We start from the raw sequence: 24,506 nt of genomic DNA, 5'->3' as shown, positions 1-24,506 counted from the left end.
TCGTAGGTTAAGCAACCAACCCCTTCATCGGACGTGCGCTTGCGCTATCTGGAAACACCGTCTCGGCCAGCACGCGATCCGACAGGCCGAACTGGCCCTGCAGCACGCCCTTGATCACGGAGCGCAGATCGGTGGTGGGCTTGAGGTCGCGGGCCTCGAAAAGGTTGGCGGGCTTGAGGCCGGGCCAGTCGGCGATGACGCGGCCGCCCTTCACCGCGCCGCCGGCGAGCAGCGCGATCGTTCCCGTGCCGTGATCGGTGCCGTCTGTGCCGTTGATGCGCGCGGTGCGGCCGAATTCGGTGGCGACCACGACGACGGTGTCGCGCCAGCGTTCCCCTAAGCCGCTTTCGAACTCGGCGAGCGCACCGTCGAGCCCGCCGAGCAGGAATGCGAGGCGACCGACAGGGCCGCCTTCATTGGCGTGCGTGTCCCAGCCATCGAACGCGAGCGCCGCGATGCGCGGGCCGTCGTCGGACGCCATCAGTTTTGCGGCGCCGCGCGCGACCTGCCGCATCTGCGCGACCGCGTTGCCCGGCTTCGGCTTCATGTCGTCGCCGCTCGCGGCCTTTTCCAGCGCAAGGCCCTGCGACAGCACAGCCGCCAGCGCGGGATCGCGGTGACGATAGAGCTCGACCAGACGCATTGCGGTGTCGTCATCGGCTTGCGGCAGCGCCACCGGCGCCCAGCCGACGGTCGGCGCATTGCCGCGCAGCACCAGCGGCGTGGTCGGGCCGACGGCAAGAGCACTCGACACCCGCTCGCCGCGCGGCAGCGCTTCCAGCGCGCGGTTGAGCCAACCGGATTGCACCCGCCCCGGGCCGGCATAGCCGCTTTCGAGCACGTCCTGGCCGTCGAAATGCGAGCGGTCGCGATAGGGCGTCGCGACCGCGTGGATCACCGCGGCGTGCCTGTCGCGATACATGCGTGCGAACTCAGGCATCGCCGGATGCAGCGCAAAGAAAGTATCGAGCATGATCGCGGGATGCGCACCGTCCGCCGTGAGCGCGATCGCCCCGTGCAGGCCGGCATAATCGGGATCGCCGACGGGCGCGACGGTCGAAAGCCCATCAAGCGCGCCGCGCAGGATCACCACGATCAGGCGAGGATCGCGGCCATCCGCGGCGCGCGCGAATTTCGGCAAGTAAGCCCAGGCCGCGAACGAGGCGCCGCCAAGCAGGAGGCCGCGCCGCGAGGTGAGGAGCCGGTTCTCGACGCAGTCGATCATCATCATCTCCTCTGCATTTCGGGCGACATCAACAGCAGCGCCAGCGCCTGCTGCCGCGACTCCGCGCGCTCGATGGTCCGCCGCGTTTCGATCGAGGCCGCATCCGCGGCGGCAAATTCCAACAAATCGAGCGGGTCGATGTTGGGCCCAAGCCGCGCGCCCATTTGCGCGGCAATGTCGAGCCGGAGCTTGATGCCTTCCGGCGCAGCCCAGGCGGCATTGGTGTCGGCGAAACCATTCGGGCCGGCCGGCGACCACAGCGGCTGGCCCAGCAGATTGAGGTTGTTGAGATAGGCGCCGGGATCCTCCGGCACGCGCGCGAGCAGCCGGCCGCTCGCGACCAGGAAATCATAAGGGCTGCGCATCTTCGTCAGTGGCGCCTTCCACGCCTCGTCGGAATCGACCAGTGCGGTTGCCAGCGCTTTGAGATCCCCGTCGGTCTTGATGAAGACATCGCGCAGTCGCGCCACCAGCGCCGGCGGCGGATCGTCGGCGACGAAGTGGCGGACGAATTTGGTGGCGATGAAGCTCGCGGTCGAGGGATGGCGTGCGATGTCCGCGAGGGCGGCTTCGCCTTGCGCAAGGCCGGTCGGCTCGTAGGTCTTGCCGAGCAGCATTTGCGGCCCGGGCTGGTGCGCATTGACGTTGAACACGAACGAACCGGGCGCTCCCAGCTGTCCCTGCCGGCCAGCAAAGGTCCAGCCGGTGATGATGCGCGCGAGCGAGGTGACGTCGTCCTGCGTATAGCCGCCGCCGACGCCGAGCGTATGCAGCTCCATGATCTCGCGCGCGAGATTTTCGTTCAGCCCGCGCTTGCGGTTCTGGCCCGCGCGCGAGTCCGGTCCGAGCGATTGCTGGTTGTCGAGGAAGAACAGCATCGCCGGATGCTGCTCCACCGCTTTCAACATGTCGGCGAAACGTCCGAGCACATGCGGCCTGATCGCCTCGCGCTCGAACGCACCGGCCCAGATCCGCGCCAGCTCGCCCTTGCTGGCGGAGATGCAGAAATGGTTGGACCAGAACACGACCAGCCGTTCGGTGAAGCCGCACTCGACCAGCGTCGCGCGCTGCAACCGCGCCAGTGCCTCGGCGCGAAAGGTTTTTTGGATGACGTTGAGCGGCTGCGGGGCGGGTTTTGCGGCAGGCGGCGCGGCCGCGTTGGGCTGCATAGTGTCCGGCTTGGCCATATTGTCCGCCGGCTTGTTGTCAGCCGGCTTATTGTTACCGGGCTTGGCCTCGGCCATCTGGCCGGCGATCTCGGTTGCCACGGCGTTCAGCGAGAGATTGCGGCGCGGTCCGGGCCTCTGATCGGCCGGCGCTTGCAACGGCGCTTCAGTCGGCGCGCCGGCCTTCGCGGCGGCCTCGCGCGCCTGCTTGACCTGATCCTGATAGGCGAACACGGCCTGCCCGAGCTGCGGCGCGGATTGCAGGCCCGGCGCCTCCAGCAGCACACCGTTGGGACGAGTGAGTTCCGCCTTCACAAAGCCGCGAGGATCGGAGGCCGCGTTGATGAGATCGCCGGATGCGCCGCCGCGGGCGCCGAAGCCGAAACGGTTGAGCGCGACGAGCGCGGCTTGCGAATCGCGGGCCATCGATATGTCCTTCGCGCGCTGCCAACCGCTTTCCCGATACGTGCGCGAGGCCTAATATACCGCAGCGGGAGATGAACCCGGCATGAAAACGACAGCCCGGCTTGCAAATCATGACAAATCGGCAAGACATTCCGGCGCAGCAACCCCGCCGCCTCGCCTGCTCTCGTTGCGGCGCCGAGTTCGGCTGCGACCTCTCCGGCACCTGCTGGTGCGCGGAAGAAACGGCGCGGCTGCCGATGCCGGTCAAGGGCGAGGATTGCTTGTGCCGGGCGTGCTTGCGTGCGGCGGCGGAGGCAACATAACCCTCCGCGTCCGCGGTATGGGTCCTAGCTTTCGCCAGGACGACGTTGAGGAGAGACGGCTCGCGACAACTACACTGGATGCCCCGGGGACTTCCGTGCCATGCCGTCGAACGCATCCAGCAGCTTTTCGCGCCAGGCGTAAACCGGGTCGTCCGCTTCCAGCAGCTTGAACGGGCTCGTCGCGCGCGCCCACTGAAAACCGCCGAACACGATGTAGTCGGCATAGTTCGGTGCGGCGCCGCCGATGAAGGGCTGCTTCTTGAGGGTCTGCCGCATCACCTCGAGCGATTTGCGGAAGGCGACCACGCCGGCATCGCGGCTGGCCATGATCTCTTCCAGCCTCTTGCCGCCGAAACGGGCCTCGCGCGACTGGCGGAAATAGGCGGCGTCGACCTCATCCAGATTGTTGGGAATGTCGGCGATGATCAATGGAAAGATGCCGCCGACGATGGCGATGTCGCCCCAGACATTGAGCATGCGTGCCATGGCGCGCCCGCCCTCGCCGCCAAACAGCGACGGACGATCCGGAAACTTGTCTTCGAGATAGATCGCGATCGTCCAGGAATCGACCACCGGCTGGTCGTGATGCAGCAGCACCGGAACCTTCTCCGAGCCATGTGGCGCGATCGCGCTCTTCTCGGTGAAGCGCCAGGGCAACGTTTCCGCCGAAAGGCCCTTGTGCGCCAGCGCCATTCGCGTGCGCCAGCAGAACGGGCTGAACGGTCGCGAGGCGTCTGTGCCGACGAGTTCGAAGAGTTTGAGCGACATGAAAGGGTCTCCCGGTATTCCGTCATTGCACGCGAAGCGAAGCAATCCAGGACTGCCGCCGCGGAAGCATTCTGGATTGCTTCGCTTGCGCTCGCAACGACGGATGTGGAGAGCTAGCGCCCGTTCGTGCGCAGCAGCCTCTCGCCGTCCTCCGTCACCGCGATCACCAGCCCCATTCCGGGCAGCGTCTCGCGCGCGACATAGCCGCGGTCGGCGGCGTCTTCCCAGATGGTGAGGCGCGGGCACGACGTCTTCCAGGTCGCGATCACCTCGGCATAGGCGCGGGGCTCGCGCGCAACCCACTCGACGAAGTCCAGCACCAGCGGGTCGGCAGTCTCGCTCATTGCAAACCTCCCTTGTCGAAGGCTGCCAGCACCGGCGTGCGGACCAGCAGCCAGCTGCCATAGGCGATATAGTAGCAGGCGATGGTGGTGATCAGCTTCATCGACCAGGCCACGAATTGCTGATCGGTCATGGCTTCGAGGATGCGCCGCGCCAGCGTGGTGCCGAGCATGGATGCTGCGATCGCGACGGCCGCGAGCACGGGATCGAGCGTCGCCGCCTGGTCGATCACGCCGCCGAAATAGATCAGCTTGCTGAAATGGCTGACGAGCTGGCACATCGCCTTGGTCGCCACCTTCTCGCGCCGGCCGAAATCGCCGCCGAGGAAGAAGGTGTCGAGCAGCGGCCCCGACACGCCGGTCATCAGCATGAGGCCCATGCAGATCGTGCCGTAGACGGTGCCCTGCCAGAGACGGTCGGGATCCGGCTTGATGTTGGCGGGCAGCAGCCGGGCCATGAACGGCGTGATCCCGAGCAGCAGCAGCGCGACCGGCTTGTCCGGTACGTAGCGCGTGAGCGACCACGCCGCGAGCGCGACGGCCGCGCCGACCATATAGTTCGCTACCGGGCGCCAGCGGATATGCGTCCGCCAGAGAAAGGCGCGCCAGCCGTTCGAGGTCATCTGCGTGATCGCATGCAGCACCATCGCGGTCGGCAGCGGCATCAAGGCCAGCAGCACGCCGATCAGGATCAGCCCGCCCGCCATGCCGAACAGCCCCGACAGGAACGCGGTGCCGACCATCAGCAATCCAAGGGCAGCGATCATGATGGGCGTCACGTAAAAATCTCCCGACCTTCTCCCCGCTCGCGGCGCGAAGCGAAGGAAACGTGCCCCGCTTGCCCCGTCTACGCAAACTGAGTTATCTTGGCCTGGCATCAGCTTTCCTGAGGGTCGGTCATTTGCGGCGCTTGCTGTTTCTCAACGGCATCAAGGCATTCGAGGCCGCGGCGCGGGCCGGCAGCTTTGCCGCGGCCGGCCTCGAGCTGAGCGTATCGGCAGCCGCCGTGAGCCGCATGGTGCACATCCTGGAAGAACGGCTCGGCGTCGCGCTGTTCGAGCGCAAGGCCAACAAGCTGCTGCTGACGCAGGCGGGCCGCGCCTATCAGAGCGGGCTGACGCCGATCTTCGATGCGCTCGCAAGCCTCACCGCGCAGGTGACGGCGCCCTCGAGCGTCCGCGTGCTCACCATCGGCATCGGCCACACCTTTGCGATGCGCTGGCTGATCCCGCGCCTGTCGGAGTTTCGCAGCGAAGAGCCCGACATCGAGGTGCGCTTCACCACCGGCGGCGCGTCGGTGCCGTTCGGCGAGGACTGGAGCTGCGGCATCCAGCTCGGCACCGGCGACTGGCCGGGGCTGGTGGCCGAGCCGCTGTTCGCCGGCGACCTCACGCCGGTCTGCGTGCCCCGCCTCGCCTCCTCGCTGAAGCGCCCGGCCGATCTCAAGGCACCGAGCCTGATCCGCGTCGCGCATTCGCCCGAGGACTGGCCGATCTGGCTCAAGGCCGCAAACCTCGCGCGCGTCAACGCGCGGGGACCGGAGTTCCAGTTCTACGGCCAGGCGCTTCAGGCTGCCGCCGACGGGCTCGGAATCGCCATGGGCATCCGACCCTATATCGACGACGACCTCGCCGCCGGCCGGCTGGTGGCGCCATTCGAGCTCTCGGTGCCCAAGGGCATGCGCTGGTACCTGCTCTATCGCAGCTTCCAGACCGAGCAGCGCGACTTTGCCGCGTTCCGCCGGTGGATCATGCGCGCGGCGTCGGAACCCGCCGCCCGTCCCGTCCGGCGGCCCGGCCGCACCAGCGCGCGGAACTGACGCTGCTATCGGACTTTGGCAAAAAAGCCCGCCGCTTGTGAACGGCTTCACATCCCAGAATCCGCAAACGTGGTCCCCTGACCCTCCAACAAGGCGCTCGAATAAAACATTTTGGGGACTGCAATGACGACCCTTTACGACGGCTTTGACATCGAATCCTTCGAAGCTGGCCAGGGGCTGTGGCACGCCCGGATCCGGCGTGCCGATTTCAGCCCGGTTGCCATCGACGGCGTGCTGTTTCCGGCCATGGAAGTCGGCTTCGCCTGGCCTGATCCCGATGCCGCGATTGCCCATGCCAAGCACCACATCGATCGCTTCCGCCGGCGGGCCGACGACAGCGACGACGAATAAGCGAGCGGGACTGCAGGCGAACCAAGGAACGGCGCAGGGTCAAAGGGGGAAATCGGTCATGTCAGTCATCGAATTCGAAGACACGCCGCGGCCGAGGATTTACACCCGCAATGTGTTGTCCAGCTGCCCGGAATGCGAGGGCGATCTCACGGTGCTCCGCGTGATCGGCGGCCGTGCCGGATGCGAGTATTGGACCATGCGCTGCACCGATTGCGGCGGCATCCATCTCGACATCCTCGAGCCGCGTCAGGCAGCCGGGGACGATGAGGGACCGCTGCCGGCGGCCTGATCGCAAGATCCCAAGGCCTGCTGCCAACCTGCTGTCAGCAGTCTGAGCATTGCCGGGCATTCGCTCTTTATTGCGAGGCGGACTCGCCCCATATTCGGAGCATGGCGAAGAAACCTGCATCCTCCGAAAAATCCGGCAAATCCCCCAAGGCCAAGGCTCCGAACGCGAAGGCGCCGAATTCCAAGGCGTCTCGCCCCGACGTGCAGCCGATCGGGCCGGCGTTGGCCGAGTTGCTCAATCCCGCGATCAATCGCGGCGGTGCCGGGCTCGGATCGGGCACCGGACTGCAGCCGCCGCCGGACAATTCGCGCGATCGCCGCTCCGGAGGCGAGGCCGCCGCGCATCGCGCGCGGGCCTCGACGCCGAAAGAGTTTCCGCAGGACAATACGAGGCCAATGCCGCTGCGGCCCAATCCGCAGCCGCCCGGCGCCCGCGACGCGGGCTTCGACGAGGCGCCGCAGGCCAATTACGGAACCGCGGCCACGATACCGACGCTCGATCCGGAACTGGCGCGTCAGCTCGGCCTCCCGACGGAAGAGGACGATGCCGAAGCCCTGGCTCGTCCGCCGCGCAGCAAGATGGAGGCGCTCGGCGTCAAGGCCACCGCCGACGCGCTGGAATCGCTGATCCGCGAGGGCCGGCCGGAGTTCCGCAAGGACGACGGCTCCACCAGGGTGTGGACCCCGCATCGGCCGCCGCGCCCGGAAAAGTCCGAAGGCGGCGTGCGCTTCGAGATCAAGTCGCATTATGAGCCGCGCGGCGACCAGCCAACCGCGATCGCCGAGCTGGTCGAGGGCATCAACCGCAACGACCGCTCGCAGGTGCTGCTCGGCGTGACCGGCTCCGGCAAGACCTACACCATGGCCAAGGTGATCGAGGCGACGCAGCGGCCCGCCATCATCCTGGCACCGAACAAGACGCTCGCCGCCCAGCTCTATGGCGAGTTCAAGAGCTTCTTCCCCGACAACGCGGTCGAGTATTTCGTCAGCTATTACGACTATTACCAGCCGGAAGCGTATGTCCCTCGCACCGACACCTACATAGAAAAGGACTCCTCGATCAACGAGCAGATCGACCGCATGCGCCACTCGGCGACGCGCGCGCTGCTCGAACGCGACGACGTCATCATCGTTGCCTCGGTGTCCTGCATCTACGGTATCGGCTCGGTCGAAACCTACACCGCGATGACCTTTGCCCTGAAGAAGGGCGAGCGCATCGACCAGCGCCAGCTGATCGCCGACCTCGTCGCGCTGCAGTACAAGCGCACCCAGGCCGATTTTACCCGCGGCACATTTCGCGTGCGCGGCGATGTCATCGACATCTTCCCGGCGCACTATGAAGACCGTGCCTGGCGCGTGAACCTGTTCGGCGACACCGTCGAGACCATCGAGGAGTTCGACCCGCTCACCGGCCACAAGCAGGACGAGCTCGAATTCATCAAGATCTACGCCAACTCGCACTATGTGACGCCGCGCCCGACGCTGGTGCAGGCGATCAAGTCGATCAAATCCGAATTGAAGATGCGGCTGGACCAGCTCCACGACCAGGGCCGCCTGCTGGAAGCGCAAAGACTGGAGCAACGCACCACCTTCGACCTCGAGATGATGGAGGCAACCGGAAGCTGCGCCGGCATCGAGAACTATTCGCGCTATCTCACCGGGCGCCTGCCCGGCGAGCCGCCGCCGACGCTGTTCGAATATGTGCCCGACAACGCGCTGGTGTTCGCCGACGAGAGCCACGTCACCGTTCCCCAGATCGGCGGCATGTTCCGCGGCGACTTCCGCCGCAAGGCGACGCTCGCCGAATATGGCTTCCGGCTGCCCTCTTGCATGGACAACCGCCCGCTGCGCTTCGAGGAATGGGACATGATGCGGCCGCAGACCATCGCGGTCTCCGCGACGCCCAGCGCCTGGGAGATCAACGAGAGCGGCGGCGTGTTCGTCGAGCAGGTGATTCGCCCGACCGGTCTGATTGATCCGCCGGTCCACATCCGCCCGGCCCGCACCCAAGTCGACGATCTCGTCGGCGAGGTCCGGGCCACGGCGCAGGCCGGCTATCGCTCGCTGATTACGGTGCTGACAAAGCGCATGGCGGAGGATCTCACCGAATATCTGCATGAGCAGGGCATTCGCGTTCGCTACATGCACAGCGATATCGACACCATCGAACGCATCGAGATCATTCGCGATCTGCGGCTCGGCGCGTTCGACGCGCTGGTCGGCATCAATTTGCTGCGCGAAGGCCTCGACATTCCCGAATGCGCGCTGGTCGCGATCCTCGACGCCGACAAGGAAGGCTTCCTGCGCAGCGAAACCTCGCTGATCCAGACCATCGGCCGCGCCGCGCGCAACGTCGACGGCAAGGTGATCCTCTATGCCGACCAGATGACGGGATCGATGGAGCGCGCCATCGCCGAAACCGACCGCCGCCGCGAGAAGCAGGTCGAGTACAACACGGCGCATGGCATCACGCCGGAGAGCATCAAGAAGTCGATCGGCGACATCATGAACAGCGTCTACGAGCGCGATCACGTGCTGGTCGAGATCGGCGGCCACGACATGACCGACGACGTCATCTCGATCGGCCACAATTTTGAAGCCGTGCTCGGCGATCTCGAGACGAGGATGCGCGAGGCCGCCGCCGATCTGAACTTCGAGGAAGCCGCGCGCCTGCGCGACGAGGTCAAGCGCCTGCGCGCCACCGAGCTCGCGGTGGTCGACGATCCCACCGTCAAGCAGCGCACGGTGCAGGGCAAGGCCGGAGCCTATGCGGGCGCGAAGAAATACGGCGACGCCGCCAATTTGCCGGTCAGCGCGCTGAAGAACAAGAGCGCCGCCACAGCGCTCAAGGCCAGCGGCAGCAAGGGCTCGCGAATCCACAAGCCGCATCTCGACGAGATGCACGGCCCGGAATCGTTGCCATATCGGGGCGACCGCGCGCTGCCGTCGAAGCCGTTCGGTGGCGAGAGCCGCATCATCCAGCCGACGGATTCAAGGCAGTCAGGGCCGGAGTTCGGGCCATCGCCGAGGTCGAGCGGTGGGGCGCCGGGGCATAGGGTGGGTGGAAGAAGAGGTAAGGGGGCGCGGAGCGCCGGCGCCGCCCATGGTTGTTCATGGCGGCGTCGGAGAATCATGAGAACGCGAACTCACCCCAGGCTCGCCGTCACCACCGCCATCACCGACAGCAGCAGCACGGTGGTCATCAGTTGCAGCGAGGCGACCGCTGGGTGCGCCATGCCGTGATCTTGTCGGCGAGCGACAGATGGGCCTCGAAGAACTTCGGTTCGTAGACGGTCTTGAACAAATGCGGGAAGCTCACCGCAAGCAGCGCATGGGCAAGCGAGGCGATGGCGACGAAGATGGCGACGCCGGGATCGCCGACCAGGTCGTGATTGCCGACCAGCTTGAGCAGGAATGCGGCGGCGGCGAAGGTCGGGAAGCTCTGCAGCGTCGCGGTCAGCGCGAGGCCTTCGAGCGCGTTATGCAGGCTGGACTTTCTGACTCTGGCGATGGCGGCCATGGCACGTCTCCCTGAGGACATGCGGATGAATCCAGCCGCCATCAGGGCGACCTGATGTGAGATGCGTCACGCCCATTTCCTCTGCGGGAACAAGGCGCGCGCCCCCCGAATGACCAGGGGTTACAGCTTGCCCTGCCCGTTCACCTGGCTCTGCTGTTGCCGCTGTCTCTCCTGCTCTTGCTGTTCCTTGGCATGGTGGCGGCCGTAGAGGCAGCCGGCGGCGGCGCCGAGGACGCCGTGATGGCCAGCATAGTGGCCGGCGACGCCGCCGACGACGGCGCCCTTGATGCAGCCCTTGGCGTTGGCGGCGGACGTCGCGCCACAGATGAGAAGTACGGCGATGGCGGCGAGGGATTTCATGGATCAATGTCTCCGGATGCGGTGTCGCACTCTCAACAGGCACGGGCCCGTCCCGGTTCCCGCGCGCGCACGCGATGCTTCGCTAGACCATGCAGCCGAACGCCTGCACGAATTCGTGAAGGCTCGCGCTTGCTCAACCATAAATTGCAGTCATGAACCTGGCATTACGCTGGCGCGTCATACGTCAGCAATATCCCCTGTGGTTTGCGGATTGCCGGTGTCCGAGGCAGCGCGTTAGCCTTGCGCGAACTCCACACGGCCGATGAGGGCGGGCGGAATGACGGTCGAGAAGCTCAATCGCCAGCGCGTGCTGCATCTGCTCGACGCCATCTCGCGCAGCGATCTCGCTGCCGCGCTGTCGTGCTGCACCGACGACGTCGACTTCCTCACCCACGCGCCGATCGATGTGCTGCCGCACATGGGCCCCTGCCACGGCAAGCAGGAGCTCGGCGAATTCTGGCGCACCGTGCAGGAGCGATACGCCGAGATCCGCTACGAGGTGCCGCAGATCGTCGCCGAGGGGGACACGGTCGCGGCCTATCTGCGCGTGTTCTTCAGGAAGCGCAGCAACGACCGCATCATTCAGGTCGACATGGCCGTCTTCTACACTTTTCGCCGCGGCAAGGTGGCGCAGATCCGCGAGATCATCGATTCCTACGACCTGGTGCAGCAGGTGCTGGAACGTGAGATCGGCCCCCTGATCGTGGGCGAGCGGGTGGACGGGGGCTAGCTCTCTCCCAAACCGGCCCGGACCGGGAAAATACGGGGTTCTATTGTAAATCTCACACGCCGGAATCAATTGTGCATTGCGAAAACGTGAATTGCGTTTTGGCCGAATTGACGTATTTTGTTCGTATACAAATGAGTTGAGCGACCCCGCGGCATCTTTCCTGTGCGCTTGGGGTTGTTTTTCGCTTTTTCGCAAGCCAGCTTCAGGACTGCCCAAGATGACAGAGCACAGCCTCTGGCGTTTCTCGCGTGCGTTGCACCGCGCGATCAACGACCGGCATTTCGAGGACATCGAGGCCCTGATCGACGAGGACGTCGAGTGGGCGCTCTATGGGCCGATCGACATGTTTCCGTTCCTCGGCGCGCGCCAGGGCAAGGACGCCGTGCTCGACGTCATCCGCCAATTCGCCGACAATTTCCAGGTCCGCCGCTTCGACCGCGAGAGCATCATGCTCGTGTCGATTCCGCCGCCTCGATGCTGCGCTATTCGCTGACCGCACTGGATTCCAGCAAGCCGATCAGCTTGCGGGTGGCGCAGTTTGCCCAGTTCAGGGCGGGCAAGCTCACCAGCATGCGCGTGCTGATCGACACGTTTGATCTGGTCGAGCAGGCACTTGGCCGCGCCATTCATCTGCCGAAGATGACCAGCGTCGGCTGAACGGAACACCAACGGGCCCCGCACTTCGGGACCGATGGCTGAGCACCCCACGACGCGTCCTGGCCTCCAGCCCCGCCGATGCAATCGTGGAGAAGCTCGTCATCGGGCGCGCGCCTTTCGCGCGGCCCGTTGGTTCGCGTCTGATGGAACCGCCACAATTTCGCAATGATGGTTCCGCATCCTCGGCGGGAACTGGGCTGACGGGCAGGACGATGGAATTCGCGACAGGGTTTGGCTGGACCAGGCTGCCGATGCTGGCGGCCGCTTTGATCTTGGGATCGGTGCTGACGGTTTCGGCGCAGATCATTCCGCCCTTCTCCCCCGGCCCGGCCGCAGCGCCCGACGACGACGCCGAAGCGGCGGAGGCCCCCGACGTCAACGACCCCGACGTGCTGAGCGGCATCGACGTTGACAAGCTCGACTGGGGCCAGCTCGCGATCGACGCCGGCACGCTCAACGACATCATCGCCGCCAAGAAGCGCGCGCAGGCCGCCGCCAAGGACGGGCTGAACTGGGCGACGAACGCCAACGCCAACGGCTCCTCGGCGGTGACGGTGAAGCAGTCGGTATCCTCATTCTGGGACGCCCGCATCGGCGCCGACATGACGGTGACGAGCGAGCCGCGGACGATGTCCGAGCTGCTGGCACAGAAGGCCAGCAATGGCGGCAGCGTGCCTCAATCGTCCGGCAGCGCCTGGGCGGCCGCGACCGCGCCGGGCGCCGGCGCGATCTGGGACAAGACCGCGGTGGAGGCTCGCGTCGATCCCGGCGCGGAGCAGAGCAAGCTCGGGGCCTCGCTGATCAAGTCGGTGCCGCTGTCGGGCGACACGTCGCTGACGCTGCAGAACGGCTACAGCGTCAACCAGCAGGGCACCACGGCGCTCCCCGGCGTCGGCGGTCACGTCACGCGCAATTACGAGACCGAGCAGTCGGCCAAGGTCACTCTCACCGATACCGGCACCAGCATCACCGCGGGCCAGTCGCTGTCGACCACGGACGACAAATGGCTGCGCAAGGTCGGCGCGGAACAGAAGCTGTTCGACAACGTCACCGTCTCCGGTTCCGTCGGCGAAACCTCGCAAGGGGCGATCAACAAGAGCCTGACGGCGGGTTTCAAGAAGAGCTGGTAGCTGTTTTCGCCTCTCCCCCCTGCGGGGCGAGGGAGTCGAGCACCGACCGGCCGCGCATTCACTTCGGCGCGGCGGCCGCGTTCAGACTCCGGTAACCATACGCCACGGCAAAGCCCCCGAATGGACCGCCCTTGCCGCACCTCGGCCAAGTTGCGGCCAAAATCCGGCGCCCTAGTCCCAGACCGACGTCGTCGTGCGGGGGACACTCGCGCTGCGCTCAACGCGAACAGGGGAATAACGATGAACGCCATGCGTCCGGAAAAGACCGAAGCCACCGAGACCGAGACCATCGACACCAACCTTGCCGCAGTGACGGAAGTCGAAGCCGGCATCCGTGACTTCGTCCGCAACGACATCGCCTATCTGCGCCGCCCGGCAGCGACCGCCGCGGACGCGCCGCCGCTCGATCCGAGCGCGGAGGCCACCGTCACCAACGTCAACTCGCTGATCCAGCGCGTCGCCGGCACCTCCCTCGCCGAGATCGAGAATTTGATCTCCGAGCTCGAGAGCCTGCGCGACCTGCTCCACGCCGAAGGCCAGCGCGTCCAGCGCGAGATCTCCGGCTACGCCCAGCTCAGCCAGGCCGCGATGAAGTCGACCCGCATGATCGCCGACAACGTCTCGCAGTGGAAGCGCGCCGCCGACGGCCTGCGCAACAGTTGATCGCTGCATCCCGCATCACCAGCCGCCGCGTTCCGAAAGGGGCGCGGCGGTTTTGATTCGTGGGGTGTGTGACGGTGCGCACGCGCCCCACGAAAAGTGTCATCACGCGAAAGCGGGTGATCCAGTATTCCAGAGGCAGCGAGGCTAGAACTGTGACGCGCGGCGTACCGGATGCCCCGCTTTGGCGGGGCATAACAGCGGAGGGGTTTGAACTTCCCGCATCCATCCGGCGACTAACGCCAAGCGCTCTTGCCATCGCGGCCGGGCCTGGGGACTTTTCATGGAAAGCATTCGGCCCGACACCACCGACCCGATACCGCTGCGGCCCGCGCCGAACCAGTTCGGCACGATCATGCTGCGTTTTGTCGGTTTGCTGGCGGTTGCGATCGCCACATTGGCGTTCGTCTATAGCCGCTGAGGGCGGAGGCCGCGGAGTTAACGAAATCTTACCGGGCGGCTTCCACGGTCGAAGCTTCCAGGGTGTAGGCGCCGTCGGCATAGCCCTTCACCACCATGCCGGCCACCAGCATCACGGCCAGCGTCGCGGTAGCAAAGATGAATCCGACCAGCTTGAGTGCGCCGCGGTCTGCCATGGTCCTCGTCCCCTGTACTCTGCCCAGTTCGTTCAAATAGACAGCGACAGGTTCATAATTGGTTAGCAACTCGATGGTTCCGCGCATTGCTTCGCGGGAAAACCATGTTGCGCAGGCTTATGGCAGCCACCCGGAATCGCGTCCATAGCGCGGGGGCAACACTCGCGCGCTGTTTTCGCCGTTCATCCTGGAACGAATCTAACCGCCGTTCACACGCATCGGCACGAAGGCGGTTGCGGTGATGGCGTAGACGTCCTCGCCGCGCTGGTTGGTGCCGGTGGTGCGCGCGGTCAGGATGCCCCAACCGGGTCGCGAGGCGGAGCTGCGCTTGTCGATGACGACGTTGACGTAGGTGACGATGTCGCCGGCGAGCACCGGCCTGATCCAGCGCAGGTCGCGAAAGCCCGGCGACGGGCCCCACACCGCGACCTCCTCGCCGCGCGAAGCGGCTTCCCGCGCCAGGCGCTGGCCGTCGGCGACAAGCAGGCTCATGCAGGCCGACCCGACGTGCCAGCCCGAGGCCGCGAGCCCGCCAAACAAGGAGTTCTTGCCCTCCTCCTCGTCGAGGTGAAAACGCTGCGGATCGAACTTTGCGGCGAATGTCTTGATCGACTCGGCCGTGAACGTATAGGCGCCGATCTCACGGCGATGCCCAATCTCGATCTCCTCGAAAAACGGCATCAGACCGCCCCTTCGCGCCGCTTGATCAGGATCGGCGACGTCATCTCGCACAGCGCATCACCCCCGGCGTTGCGCACGGTGCATTTGAATTTGACGATGCCGAGCTCCGGGCGGCTCTTCGAGGTGCGGGCCTCCACGACGTCGACTTCGAGCATGAGATCGTCGCCGGGTCTGAGCGGCGACAGCCACCGCACTTCGTCGACGCCGGGAGATCCCAGCGAAGCGGCGCGGGTGATGAAACCGTCGGCCATCATCCGCATCATCAGCGAACAGAGATGCCAGCCCGAGCCGGACAGGCCGCGCAGCATGCTTTTGCTGGCGGCGTCCTCGTCGAGGTGCATCGGCTGCGGATCGAACTCGGCGGCAAAGGCCACGATCTCGTCGCGCGTGACATGGCGCGGGCCGAATGTTCCGAACCGGCCGGGCGGGAAATCTTCGAAGGTCAGGGTCATCTTGGGAAAGGTTTGAGGGAACGACAGATTGTGGCCGCACTTTGCGGCAATCTCAACCCGCCGGCCCGCATGGCTCGTGCTACATTCGGCGCGCCGGCGTCGGTCTTGAGTCGGATCGAGCAGGGGCCACGATCCATTTGCAAGGCCCGACAACACCTGAATTGCCCTGGGGAGAGCAATGTTTTCATTCAGCGACCTGTTTCAATGGGACCGCTTTATCACGCCGACGATCATCAAGACCTTCTACTGGCTGGTGATCGCGCTGATCTGCCTGTTCGGCCTCTCCGGCATCTTCTCCGGCCTCGCAATGATGGCGATCAGCCCGTTCGGCGGCTTCCTGATGCTGCTGTCGTCGATCGCGAGCGTCGTCGTCGGAATCGTGTTCTCGCGCATTCTCGCCGAGCTGATCCTGATCATCTTCCGCATCAACGAGCATCTTGGCGCGATCAGGGATCAAGGCGGCGGGGTGCGGTAGGGCGCTTCCGGGGCACGAACTCCAGCGTCTTACGTGTTGAACCTGAAATGCATCACGTCGCCGTCGGCGACGACGTATTCCTTGCCTTCGAGGCGGAGCTTGCCGGCATCGCGGGCGCCGGCTTCGCCGTTCAGCGCGACGTAGTCCTCATACGCGATGGTCTCGGCGCGGATAAAACCCTTCTCGAAGTCGGTGTGGATCACGCCGGCCGCGCCCGGCGCCTTGGTGCCGCGATAGATGGTCCAGGCGCGCGCTTCCTTCGGGCCCACCGTGAAATAGGTGATGAGGTCGAGCAGCGTGTAGCCGGCGCGGATCAGGCGATCGAGGCCGGCCTCTTCGAGACCCAGCGTCTCCAGGAAGTCGGCGCGTTCGTCGCGCGAAATGGTGGCGATCTCGGATTCGATTTTTGCCGAGATGACGACCGCAATGGCGCCTTCCTTGGCAGCCTGGTCCTGCACCGCCTTCGAGAACGAATTGCCTGATGCGGCCGAGCCTTCCTCGACGTTGCAGACGTAGAGCACGGGCTTGGACGACAGCAGGCCGAGCATCCCGAAGGCGCGCTCCTCCTCCGCCTTGCGCTCGACGAGGCGCGCGGGCTTGCCTTCGCGCAGCAGCACCAGCGTGCGATTGACGAGGTCGAGCTGCTCCTTGGCGTCCTTGTCGTTGCCCTTGGCCTTCTTGGACAAATTGTCGACGCGCTTCTCGAGGCTGTCGAGATCGGCGAGCATCAGCTCGGTCTCGATGGTCTCGATATCGGCGAGCGGGGCGATCTTGCCTTCGACATGGGTAATGTCGGAGTCCTCGAAGCAGCGCACGACATGCGCGATGGCGTCGACCTCACGGATGTTGGCGAGGAACTGGTTGCCGAGGCCTTCACCCTTGGACGCGCCGCGCACGAGGCCGGCGATGTCAACGAAGGTCAGCCGGGTCGGGATGATCTGGCCCGACTTGGCGATCGCTGCGAGCTTATCGAGCCGCGGATCCGGCACCGCGACCTCGCCGACATTCGGCTCGATCGTGCAGAACGGATAGTTCGCCGCCTGCGCCGCGGCCGTCTCGGTCAGCGCGTTGAACAAGGTCGACTTGCCGACATTGGGCAACCCGACGATCCCGCATTTAAATCCCACGAGCGTTATTCCTTGCCGTTGTCGTCCTTGGTCAAAAATCCCTTCGCCTGCATGGCGAGGTGCACCCTGTTGGCGAAGGTCGCGTCCGTGCCTTTGGCAACCAATGCCGCGTGCTCGGCCACCGCGTCGCAGAGCGTCGCCACCCAGTCGTTGTCCGCTTTGGCGAAGTCCGACAGCACATGGCCGTGCACCAATTCCTTGACGCCGGGATGACCGATGCCGAGCCGCACCCGGCGGTACTCGTTGCCGATATGGGCGGAGATCGAGCGCAGGCCGTTGTGGCCGGCGATGCCGCCGCCGATCTTCACCCGCACCTTGCCCGGCGGCAGTTCGAGTTCGTCATGGAATACGGTGACGTCGCCCGGCGCGATCTTGAAGAAGCTTGCCGCTTCCTGAACGCTGCGGCCGGAATCATTCATGTAGGTCATCGGCTTGAGCAGGATCACGCGCTCGGTGCCGAGCGTGCCTTCCGAGGTCTCGCCCTGAAACCTGCGGCGCCAGGGTGCGAAACCATGACGCCGCGCGATCTCGTCGACGGCCATGAAGCCGACATTGTGCCGGTTACGTGCGAATTTCGGGCCGGGATTGCCGAGCCCAACAAACAGTCGCATGACGCGGCGCGCCCCTCGCTCGGCGCGCGATCAGGGACCGCGCGCCAGCTTTGAGAGATTACTTCTTCTTGTCGCCGCCGGCGGGAGCCTTGGCAGCCGGGGCCTTGGCAGCCGCTGCCGGAGCAGCAGCACCAGCAGCCGGAGCAGCACCAGCCGCCGGAGCAGCAGCACCCGCGGCAGGAGCAGCAGCAGCAGCCTTCAGCTCTTCGGCGTAGCCGGACGGCGGCACGATGGTGACGAGGGTCGCGTCCTCGGAGGTCAGCGCCTTCACGCCGGCCGGCAGCTTGATGTCGGAGAGATGCAGCGAGTGGCCGATTTCGAGCGAACCCACGTCGGCCTCGATGAACTGCGGGATGTTCTCCACGCCGCACTCGAGCTCGATCGCATGCGCAACGATGTTCACGGCGCCGCCGCGCTTCACGCCGGGCGAACCTTCGGCCTTCACCACGTGCAAGGGAACGCTGATGCGGATGGTGGCGCCTTCGCCGAGCCGCATGAAGTCGACGTGGATCGGGAAGTCCTTGACCGGATCGAGGTGGTAGTCGCGCGGAATCACGCGGTGCTTGTTGCCTTCGAGGTCGATGTCGACCAGCGTGGTCAGGAACCGGCCGGCGAGGATGCGCGAGCGCAGTTCGCGATCGTCCACCGAGATGGTCAGCGGGGGCTGGTTGTTGCCGTAGATCACTCCGGGCACTCTCCCGGCGCGACGCTCAGCCCGGGCGGCCCCCTTGCCGCTCTTCGGACGTGCGGTCGCCTTCAATTCCTTGACGGTCGCCATAACGTTAAGTCCTTGTTTTTGCAAAAGTTAATGGGCCGCAACGCGGCCCATGGCATACGCCGCAGCAAGCCTCCAGGGGTGCGGGGGCTGCGGACGTGGCGGGCTTTTACCCGGAAGACGCGGAAATAACAAGGAGAATGGGCGGCCGGAAGGAACCGGATCGCCCGGAAGGAGCCGGCGGAGTTACCCGCCGAGCTTGGCCTCCAGCGCCGCGATGCGCGCCTTCAGGGCCTCGTTCTCCTCGCGCGCCAGGCGCGCCATATCCTTGACCGCCTCAAACTCCTCGCGCTTGACCAGGTCCATGTCGCGCAGGAATTTTTCGGCTTGGGTGCGCATCACCGTGTCGAACTCGCGCTTGACGCCCTGCGCGGCGCCGGCGGCATCGTTCATCAGGCGGCCGATCTCGTCGAAAAACCGGTTGTTGGTCTGGGTCATGTCGGTCTCCTGGCGGCTTTCGATGAACTCTGCGCGAACGCGCGGGGAGACAATGGCAATCCGATTGGGCGGGTTCAAGGGCCGATCGGCGGTATCCTTGTCATGCCCCGGTTTCCTTGCAATCGTATTCAACGTCCCTGCATAAGAAGAATCACAAAAGGCGCTCGAGATGATCGATCAGCAGATCGCGATCCCCACCAAGGACGGTCACACCGCAACCTTCATCAGCCATCCCGAACGCGGCGGGCCGTTTCCGGTCATCCTGTTCTACATGGACGCGCCGGCGATCCGCGAAGAGCTGCGCGACATGGCGCGCCGGCTCGCAACATCGGGCTATTACGTGATGCTGCCGAACCTCTATTACCGCTCCGGCGTGATGGAGCTCGGCGCGCTGCCGGCCGATCCGAACGCCCCGGAACGCAAGCGCATGTTCGCGCTGATGGGATCGCTCACGATCCCCATGATCATGGACGACACGCGGGCGTTGCTCACCTATGCCGAGGGCCAGGCGGCCGCGAACACCAAACTGATCGGTACAGTCGGCTACTGCATGAGCGGCCGCTACGCCGTCAACGCCGCCACGCATTTTCCCGATCGCGTCAAGGCCGCCGCTTCGGTCTACGGCACCCAGCTCGCAACCGACCAGGACGACAGCCCGCATCTGGCGGCAGCCAAGACCAAGGCCGAACTCTACTTCGCCTGCGCCGAGACCGACATCTACGCGCCCGCCGAGATCATCGAGAAGGTGAAGCAGGGCATGAGCGGCGCCAAAGCCGAAGTCGAGATCTATCCCGGCACCCATCACGGCTTCGCCTTCCCCAAGCGTCCGGCCTATCACCGCGACGCCGCCGAGCGGCATTGGGAGCGTCTGCTGGCGCTCTATCGCCGCAATCTCGTCCAGACATAGAAGGCGCGATGCAACTTCTGCTCATCGACTTTCCCGCCTTCAAGCCGATCGCGATCGAGATCGGCCCGTTCGCGATCCGCTGGTATGCCCTGGCCTATATCTGCGGCATCGTGTTCGGCTGGCTCTATGCGCGCTCGCTCCTGAAAAGGGAGCGGCTGTGGGGCGGCCCGGCGCCGATGTCGCTGGTGCAGATCGACGACTTCATTCTGTGGGTCACGCTCGGCATCATCCTCGGCGGCCGCACCGGTTATGTGCTGTTCTACAACCTGCCCTTCTTCATCGACCATCCCGCCGCGATTTTCAGGCTGTGGGAAGGCGGCATGTCCTTCCACGGCGGCTTCCTCGGCTGCGTCGTCGCGGTGATGTGGTTCGCCTATCGCAACCGCATCTCGATCCTGTCGCTCGGCGACATCACCACCGCCGTCGCTCCGGTCGGGCTGCTGCTCGGCCGCATCGCCAATTTCATCAACGGCGAATTGTGGGGCCGCGCCGCCGACCCGGAGCTGCCCTGGGCGATGATCTTCCCCAATGATCCCACCCAGCTGCCACGCCATCCGAGCCAGCTCTACGAGGCCGGCATGGAGGGCATTTTGCTGTTTGCCGCCCTCGCGATCATGATCCGCTTCGGCGCCCTGAAACGGCCGGGCATGATCCTCGGCGCCTTCATCCTGATCTATGGTTTGAGCCGGATCGCCGGCGAGCATTTCCGCGAACCGGACGTCCAGCTCGGCTTCCTCTGGGGCGGATTAACCATGGGCATGCTGTTGTCGATCCCGATGCTTATTGTAGGCCTCATACTTATTGTATTGGCAGTGAGGCGCGGTGCGCCCGAGCCCGTAGGGGCTATTCGTTAATTCCTTTTGAGAAGATAGGCCGTGACCGACCAGCCGTTACTCGACGAGATCAAGGCGCTGATCAAATCCTCGGGCCCCATGCCGGTCTGGCGGTACATGGAACTGTGCCTGATGCATCCGCGCTATGGCTACTACGTCTCGCGCGATCCGTTGGGACGAGAAGGCGACTTCACCACTGCGCCGGAGGTCAGCCAGATGTTCGGCGAGCTCTTGGGCCTGTGGACCGCCTCGGTGTGGAAGCAGATGGGCTCGCCGCAATTCCTGCGGCTGATCGAGCTCGGCCCCGGCCGCGGCACCATGATGGCCGACGCCCTGCGCGCGCTCCGCGTGCTGCCGCCGCTCTACCAGGCGCTCCACATCCACATGGTCGAGGTCAATCCCGTCCTCCGCGAGCGGCAGAGTGCGACGCTGTCGGGCGTGCGCAACATCGCCTGGCACGACAGCATCGACGACGTGCCCGAGGGACCGAGCATCATCCTCGCCAACGAATATTTCGACGTGCTGCCGATCCACCAGATGGTCCGACACGAGAACGGCTGGCACGAGCGCGTGATCGAGGTCGACGCCAACGGAAAACTTCAATTCGGCGCGGCGGCCGAGCCGACGCCGCGCTTCGAGGTGTTGCTGCCGCCTCTGGTGCGCGCCGCGCCCGTCGGGGCCGTGTTCGAATGGCGGCCCGATGCCGAGATCATGAAGCTCGCCAGCCGCGTGCGCGACCAGGACGGCGCGGCGCTGATCATCGATTACGGTCATCTGCGCAGCGATGCCGGCGACACCTTCCAGGCGATCGCGCGCCACACCTTCACCGATCCCCTGAAGGCGCCGGGCCAGGCCGACGTCACAGCCCATGTCGACTTCCAGGCGCTCGCGCGCGGGGCGGAGGACGTCGGCGCCCGCGTGCACGGGCCGGTGACGCAGGGCGATTTCCTCAAACGCGTCGGCATCGAGACCCGTGCAGCCGCCTTGATGCAGAAGGCGGCGCCTGACGTCGTCACCGACATTTCGATCGCGCTCAAGCGCCTGACCGAAACCGGGCGCAGCGGCATGGGTTCGATGTTCAAGGTGCTCGGCATCTCCGAGCCGCGGCTGACGGGCCTTGCGGGACTCAGCGATCTCGAACGCGCCGGAGACGATTCATGACGCTTGCCTCCTCGCTGCTGTCCGCGGTGCCCGGCCTGCGCCACGCCTTCTTCACCCGCGAGGGCGGCGTCTCGGGCGGCATCTATTCCGCGCTGAACGGCGGGCTCGGCTCCAATGACGACCAGGCCCTTGTTGCGGAGAACCGCCGCCGCATGGCCGAGCATGTCGGCGTCGCACCCGAACGCTTTCTCAGCCTGCACCAGATCCATTCGCCCGACGTGCTCGTGGCCGAAGCTCGGTGGCCGAGCGGGCCGCGGCCGAAGGGCGATGCGCTGGTGACGAAGGTGCCCGGCATCGCGCTCGGCGTCTCCACCGCCGATTGCGGACCGGTGCTGTTCGTCGATCCCAATGCGGGCGTGATCGGCGGCGCGCATGCCGGCTGGAAGGGTGCGCTCACCGGCGTGCTGGAGCAGACCATTTCGGCGATGGAAAAACTCGGCGCCTCGCGGAGCCGCATCATCGCCGCGATCGGCCCGCTGATCCGCCAGGACAGTTATGAAGTCGGCAACGAGTTCGTGGCGCGCTTCATCGAGGCGGATGGAGACAACGCCATGTTCTTCATCCCGTCGGTGCGCGAGGGACACGCGATGTTCGACCTCGCCGGCTTCATCCGCAAGCGTCTGGAAGCCGCGGGCATCCTGATGATCGACGATCTCGGTCTGGACACCTACGCCGACGAACGCTTCTTCAGCTACCGCCGCTCGGTACATCGCAAGGAGCCGGATTACGGCCGCCACGTTCACGCGATCGCGCTCGAAGCGTGAACACAAAGGCAACCCCGTGTCATTCCGGGGCGATGCCTGCGCGCGATGATAGTGGCCTGTGGCGCCCCCGCCCTAGACGTTAATGCGTTTTAACGATATCGCTGCCCTCCATAATGAGGGACGCGTCATTCATCTTGCGCCGCGCGGGTTCGCGCGTGCTCGCGGTCATGCTGCTGACGGCCGCGCTTGGCGGCTGTGCCGGTGGCGGTGGCGCCGCGAACTCCTATGCGATGGCGCCGAGCGCCGGCTCGGGGGCGACAGTCGCGTTCGAATCGATCGACGGGCCGCCGCCGCAAGTGTTCGACCGCATGGTCGGCGTGCTCGACAGCGAATCCAAGCTGCGCAGCCTGTCCGTGGTCTCCCGCGAGGGGACGGCTGCCTACCGCGTGCGCAGCTACCTCTCCGCCCAGATCGTTCGTGGCAAGACCGTGATCGCCTGGGTCTGGGACGTCTACGACGCCAACCAGCAGCGGGCGCTGCGCCTTTCCGGCGAGGAACCGACCGCGGCCAAGGGCGGCCGGGATCCTTGGGGCGCTGCCGACGACCTCGTGCTGCGGAAGATCGCCCAGGCCGGATTCAGCGGACTTTCCAACATGATCAACGGTACACCGGATGCGCCGAACTCGGCGCCCGGCTTGCGCGGGCCGGCCGTGGCGAGCGTGATCCCGGAGGCTCCATTGGCCGACATGCCGGCCTCGGCGCTGGGCTATGCCGAGCGCTAACCCCCGCGAAACCACGGCCCCGTTTTCCGGCCAAACCGTTGGCCGGACTCGGGATTTCGCAGGGAAAACGTAGTGCCCCGGGTTGCCATTGCAGCCCCCGGCCTGATATTTCCTCGCCCGTCGTAACCGTGCTTCCAGTGGGTATTGTTTGATGTTGAACATCGTGTCCAGCAAAGCGCGGGAGGAAGCGTCCATGTCGGCCAAGAACGGCTCCATCAAGCTCGTCGCCGGCAACTCCAATCCGGCTCTCGCTCAGGCCATCGCGCAAGGTCTCGACCTGCCGCTGACCAAGGCGGTGGTACGGCGCTTCGCCGACATGGAGATCTTCGTCGAGATCCAGGAGAACGTGCGGGGCTCGGATGCCTTCGTCATCCAGTCGACCTCGTTTCCGGCGAACGACCATCTGATGGAATTGCTGATCATCACCGACGCACTGCGCCGCTCCTCGGCGCGCCGCATCACCGCGGTGTTGCCCTATTTCGGCTACGCCCGGCAGGACCGCAAGTCGGGTTCGCGCACGCCGATCTCGGCAAAACTCGTCGCCAATTTGATCACCCAGGCTGGCGTCGACCGCGTCATGACGCTCGACCTGCATGCCGGCCAGATCCAGGGCTTCTTCGACATCCCGACCGACAATCTCTACGCAGCGCCGCTGATGGTGCGCGACATCAAGGACAAGTTCGACCTCTCCAGGACAATGGTGATCTCGCCCGACGTCGGCGGCGTGGCGCGCGCACGCGGCCTCGCCAAGCGCATCAACACCCCGCTCGCGATCGTCGACAAGCGCCGCGAGAGGGCGGGTGAATCCGAGGTCATGAACGTCATCGGCGACGTCGCCGGCTACACCTGCATCCTGATCGACGACATCGTGGATTCCGGCGGCACGCTGGTGAACGCCGCTGACGCGCTGATCGCCAAGGGCGCCAAGGACGTCTACGCCTACATCACCCACGGCGTGCTCTCCGGCGGCGCGGCGGCCCGGATCACGAACTCCAGGCTGAAGGAGCTGGTGATCACCGACTCGATCCTGCCGACGGATGCGGTGAGCAAGGCCCCGAACATCCGCACGCTGCCGATCGCCAGCCTGATCTCCGACGCGATCGCGCGCACCGCGGCGGAAGAGTCGGTGTCGAGCCTGTTTGACTGAGGTTTTCGCCTCTGGCCGCTTGCGGAAAATCGTAGGGTGGGCAAAGGCGCAACGCGCCGTGCCCACCTTTTTTG

Annotated in this window: 30 protein-coding genes and 1 pseudogene; 17 read left to right on the top strand and 14 right to left on the bottom strand. The window is 65.5% G+C overall.

Translation table 11 applies throughout. The features are described 5' to 3' along the window. Positions 1–7: 7 nt before the first annotated feature. Both IVB54_RS05620 and IVB54_RS05615 read right to left on the bottom strand, forming a co-directional pair. Entirely contained in the window at positions 8–1,225 is a 1,218-nt protein-coding gene (locus IVB54_RS05620; protein ID WP_026232550.1) for a DUF1501 domain-containing protein, read from the bottom strand. A gap of 2 nt (positions 1,226–1,227) precedes the next feature. Then, positions 1,228–2,817, bottom strand: coding sequence for a DUF1800 family protein (locus IVB54_RS05615; RefSeq protein WP_018453539.1), 1,590 nt, complete (start codon positions 2,815–2,817; stop codon positions 1,228–1,230). A gap of 110 nt (positions 2,818–2,927) precedes the next feature. Here IVB54_RS05615 and IVB54_RS05610 point away from each other — a divergent pair, with 110 nt between their 5' ends. Next, the gene (locus IVB54_RS05610; RefSeq protein WP_083926324.1) at positions 2,928–3,119 is read left to right on the top strand and encodes a cysteine-rich CWC family protein; all 192 of its coding nucleotides are present in this window, start codon (positions 2,928–2,930) and stop codon (positions 3,117–3,119) included. 69 nt (positions 3,120–3,188) lie between these two features. Here IVB54_RS05610 and IVB54_RS05605 read toward each other — a convergent pair whose 3' ends face one another. The 3 genes from IVB54_RS05605 to IVB54_RS05595 form a co-directional block, all read right to left on the bottom strand. Continuing rightward, positions 3,189–3,887, bottom strand: a complete 699-nt coding sequence (locus IVB54_RS05605; protein ID WP_018453538.1) for a glutathione S-transferase family protein — start codon at positions 3,885–3,887, stop codon at positions 3,189–3,191. Positions 3,888–4,000: 113 nt separating this feature from the next. Next, positions 4,001–4,231, bottom strand: a complete 231-nt coding sequence (locus IVB54_RS05600; RefSeq protein ID WP_018453537.1) for a hypothetical protein — start codon at positions 4,229–4,231, stop codon at positions 4,001–4,003. After that, positions 4,228–5,007: a sulfite exporter TauE/SafE family protein gene (locus IVB54_RS05595; protein ID WP_026232549.1), complete on the bottom strand. Its 780-nt coding sequence runs from the start codon at positions 5,005–5,007 to the stop codon at positions 4,228–4,230. The genes IVB54_RS05600 and IVB54_RS05595 overlap by 4 nt, the downstream gene beginning before the upstream one ends. Positions 5,008–5,129: 122 nt before the next feature. On the opposite strand from IVB54_RS05595, the gene IVB54_RS05590 reads away from it, so the two are divergent. The 4 genes from IVB54_RS05590 to uvrB all read left to right on the top strand — a co-directional run bounded on the left by IVB54_RS05590 (position 5,130) and on the right by uvrB (position 9,929). After that, positions 5,130–6,047, top strand: coding sequence for a LysR substrate-binding domain-containing protein (locus IVB54_RS05590; RefSeq protein ID WP_018453535.1), 918 nt, complete (start codon positions 5,130–5,132; stop codon positions 6,045–6,047). A 123-nt stretch (positions 6,048–6,170) separates the two neighbouring features. Then, positions 6,171–6,398: a hypothetical protein gene (locus IVB54_RS05585; protein WP_007596778.1), complete on the top strand. Its 228-nt coding sequence runs from the start codon at positions 6,171–6,173 to the stop codon at positions 6,396–6,398. A gap of 58 nt (positions 6,399–6,456) precedes the next feature. Next, positions 6,457–6,687, top strand: coding sequence for a hypothetical protein (locus IVB54_RS05580; protein WP_018453534.1), 231 nt, complete (start codon positions 6,457–6,459; stop codon positions 6,685–6,687). A 101-nt stretch (positions 6,688–6,788) separates the two neighbouring features. Further along, complete coding sequence (gene uvrB, locus IVB54_RS05575; RefSeq protein ID WP_247777093.1) at positions 6,789–9,929, top strand: excinuclease ABC subunit UvrB; 3,141 nt, start codon at positions 6,789–6,791, stop codon at positions 9,927–9,929. Here the strand turns inward: uvrB and IVB54_RS05570 are convergent. Next, entirely contained in the window at positions 9,889–10,206 is a 318-nt protein-coding gene (locus tag IVB54_RS05570; RefSeq protein ID WP_245288369.1) for a hypothetical protein, read from the bottom strand. The genes uvrB and IVB54_RS05570 overlap by 41 nt on opposite strands. A gap of 120 nt (positions 10,207–10,326) precedes the next feature. Next, a complete protein-coding gene (locus tag IVB54_RS05565; protein ID WP_018453532.1) occupies positions 10,327–10,566 on the bottom strand; it encodes a hypothetical protein in 240 nt (79 codons plus the stop codon). 277 nt (positions 10,567–10,843) lie between these two features. On the opposite strand from IVB54_RS05565, the gene IVB54_RS05560 reads away from it, so the two are divergent. The 5 genes and pseudogenes from IVB54_RS05560 (at position 10,844) to IVB54_RS05540 (ending at position 14,164) form a co-directional block, all read left to right on the top strand. Continuing rightward, positions 10,844–11,296, top strand: a complete 453-nt coding sequence (locus tag IVB54_RS05560) for a nuclear transport factor 2 family protein (RefSeq protein WP_247299169.1) — start codon at positions 10,844–10,846, stop codon at positions 11,294–11,296. A gap of 217 nt (positions 11,297–11,513) precedes the next feature. Continuing rightward, positions 11,514–11,953, top strand: a pseudogene (locus tag IVB54_RS05555) (nuclear transport factor 2 family protein). Between the two features lie 212 nt (positions 11,954–12,165). Then, positions 12,166–13,083, top strand: coding sequence for a hypothetical protein (locus IVB54_RS05550; RefSeq protein WP_026232548.1), 918 nt, complete (start codon positions 12,166–12,168; stop codon positions 13,081–13,083). A 240-nt stretch (positions 13,084–13,323) separates the two neighbouring features. Then, entirely contained in the window at positions 13,324–13,746 is a 423-nt protein-coding gene (locus IVB54_RS05545) for a hypothetical protein (protein WP_018453528.1), read from the top strand. Positions 13,747–14,026: 280 nt separating this feature from the next. Beyond that, positions 14,027–14,164: a hypothetical protein gene (locus IVB54_RS05540; protein WP_018453527.1), complete on the top strand. Its 138-nt coding sequence runs from the start codon at positions 14,027–14,029 to the stop codon at positions 14,162–14,164. 28 nt (positions 14,165–14,192) lie between these two features. On the opposite strand, the gene IVB54_RS05535 is transcribed toward IVB54_RS05540, so the two are convergent. The 3 genes from IVB54_RS05535 to IVB54_RS05525 form a co-directional block, all read right to left on the bottom strand. Further along, complete coding sequence (locus IVB54_RS05535; RefSeq protein ID WP_007596790.1) at positions 14,193–14,339, bottom strand: hypothetical protein; 147 nt, start codon at positions 14,337–14,339, stop codon at positions 14,193–14,195. Between the two features lie 198 nt (positions 14,340–14,537). Next, positions 14,538–15,020, bottom strand: a complete 483-nt coding sequence (locus IVB54_RS05530) for a MaoC family dehydratase (protein ID WP_018453526.1) — start codon at positions 15,018–15,020, stop codon at positions 14,538–14,540. Further along, positions 15,020–15,472, bottom strand: a complete 453-nt coding sequence (locus tag IVB54_RS05525) for a MaoC family dehydratase (RefSeq protein WP_018453525.1) — start codon at positions 15,470–15,472, stop codon at positions 15,020–15,022. Before IVB54_RS05525 ends, IVB54_RS05530 begins: the two co-directional genes overlap by 1 nt. A 178-nt stretch (positions 15,473–15,650) precedes the next feature. On the opposite strand from IVB54_RS05525, the gene IVB54_RS05520 reads away from it, so the two are divergent. Next, positions 15,651–15,947 carry a DUF4282 domain-containing protein gene (locus IVB54_RS05520; protein WP_018453524.1) on the top strand — a complete coding sequence of 99 codons (297 nt, stop codon included), beginning with the start codon at positions 15,651–15,653 and terminating at the stop codon, positions 15,945–15,947. Positions 15,948–15,976: 29 nt separating this feature from the next. Here the strand turns inward: IVB54_RS05520 and ychF are convergent, their stop codons facing one another. The 4 genes from ychF to IVB54_RS05500 form a co-directional block, all read right to left on the bottom strand. Beyond that, entirely contained in the window at positions 15,977–17,074 is a 1,098-nt protein-coding gene (gene ychF, locus IVB54_RS05515; protein ID WP_026232547.1) for a redox-regulated ATPase YchF, read from the bottom strand. A 5-nt stretch (positions 17,075–17,079) separates the two neighbouring features. Further along, the gene (gene pth / locus IVB54_RS05510) at positions 17,080–17,685 is read right to left on the bottom strand and encodes an aminoacyl-tRNA hydrolase (protein ID WP_018453522.1); all 606 of its coding nucleotides are present in this window, start codon (positions 17,683–17,685) and stop codon (positions 17,080–17,082) included. A gap of 58 nt (positions 17,686–17,743) precedes the next feature. Continuing rightward, positions 17,744–18,463, bottom strand: coding sequence for a 50S ribosomal protein L25/general stress protein Ctc (locus tag IVB54_RS05505; protein WP_018453521.1), 720 nt, complete (start codon positions 18,461–18,463; stop codon positions 17,744–17,746). Between the two features lie 183 nt (positions 18,464–18,646). After that, on the bottom strand, positions 18,647–18,898 hold the full coding sequence (locus tag IVB54_RS05500) for an accessory factor UbiK family protein (RefSeq protein ID WP_007596812.1): 252 nt from the start codon (positions 18,896–18,898) through the stop codon (positions 18,647–18,649). 169 nt (positions 18,899–19,067) lie between these two features. On the opposite strand from IVB54_RS05500, the gene IVB54_RS05495 reads away from it, so the two are divergent. The 6 genes from IVB54_RS05495 to IVB54_RS05470 all read left to right on the top strand — a co-directional run bounded on the left by IVB54_RS05495 (position 19,068) and on the right by IVB54_RS05470 (position 24,432). After that, positions 19,068–19,805, top strand: coding sequence for a dienelactone hydrolase family protein (locus IVB54_RS05495; protein WP_018453519.1), 738 nt, complete (start codon positions 19,068–19,070; stop codon positions 19,803–19,805). Between the two features lie 8 nt (positions 19,806–19,813). Then, the gene (gene lgt, locus IVB54_RS05490) at positions 19,814–20,659 is read left to right on the top strand and encodes a prolipoprotein diacylglyceryl transferase (RefSeq protein ID WP_018453518.1); all 846 of its coding nucleotides are present in this window, start codon (positions 19,814–19,816) and stop codon (positions 20,657–20,659) included. A 21-nt stretch (positions 20,660–20,680) separates the two neighbouring features. Beyond that, positions 20,681–21,799 (top strand): SAM-dependent methyltransferase, encoded by a 1,119-nt coding sequence (locus IVB54_RS05485; protein WP_247360972.1) that lies wholly within the window; start codon positions 20,681–20,683, stop codon positions 21,797–21,799. Next, positions 21,796–22,563: a peptidoglycan editing factor PgeF gene (pgeF, locus tag IVB54_RS05480; protein WP_018453516.1), complete on the top strand. Its 768-nt coding sequence runs from the start codon at positions 21,796–21,798 to the stop codon at positions 22,561–22,563. The genes IVB54_RS05485 and pgeF overlap by 4 nt, the downstream gene beginning before the upstream one ends. 113 nt (positions 22,564–22,676) lie before the next feature. Beyond that, positions 22,677–23,285, top strand: a complete 609-nt coding sequence (locus tag IVB54_RS05475) for a hypothetical protein (RefSeq protein ID WP_018453515.1) — start codon at positions 22,677–22,679, stop codon at positions 23,283–23,285. A 193-nt stretch (positions 23,286–23,478) separates the two neighbouring features. After that, on the top strand, positions 23,479–24,432 hold the full coding sequence (locus IVB54_RS05470) for a ribose-phosphate pyrophosphokinase (RefSeq protein WP_007614838.1): 954 nt from the start codon (positions 23,479–23,481) through the stop codon (positions 24,430–24,432). The last annotated feature ends 74 nt before the right edge of the window (positions 24,433–24,506 follow it).

This window comes from Bradyrhizobium sp. CW1 (genome assembly GCF_023100665.1).
In the GTDB taxonomy this organism is placed as follows: domain Bacteria; phylum Pseudomonadota; class Alphaproteobacteria; order Rhizobiales; family Xanthobacteraceae; genus Bradyrhizobium; species Bradyrhizobium canariense_D.
The sequence above is the reverse complement of the archived record's forward strand: the minus strand, read 5'-3'. Positions and strand labels throughout refer to the sequence as shown.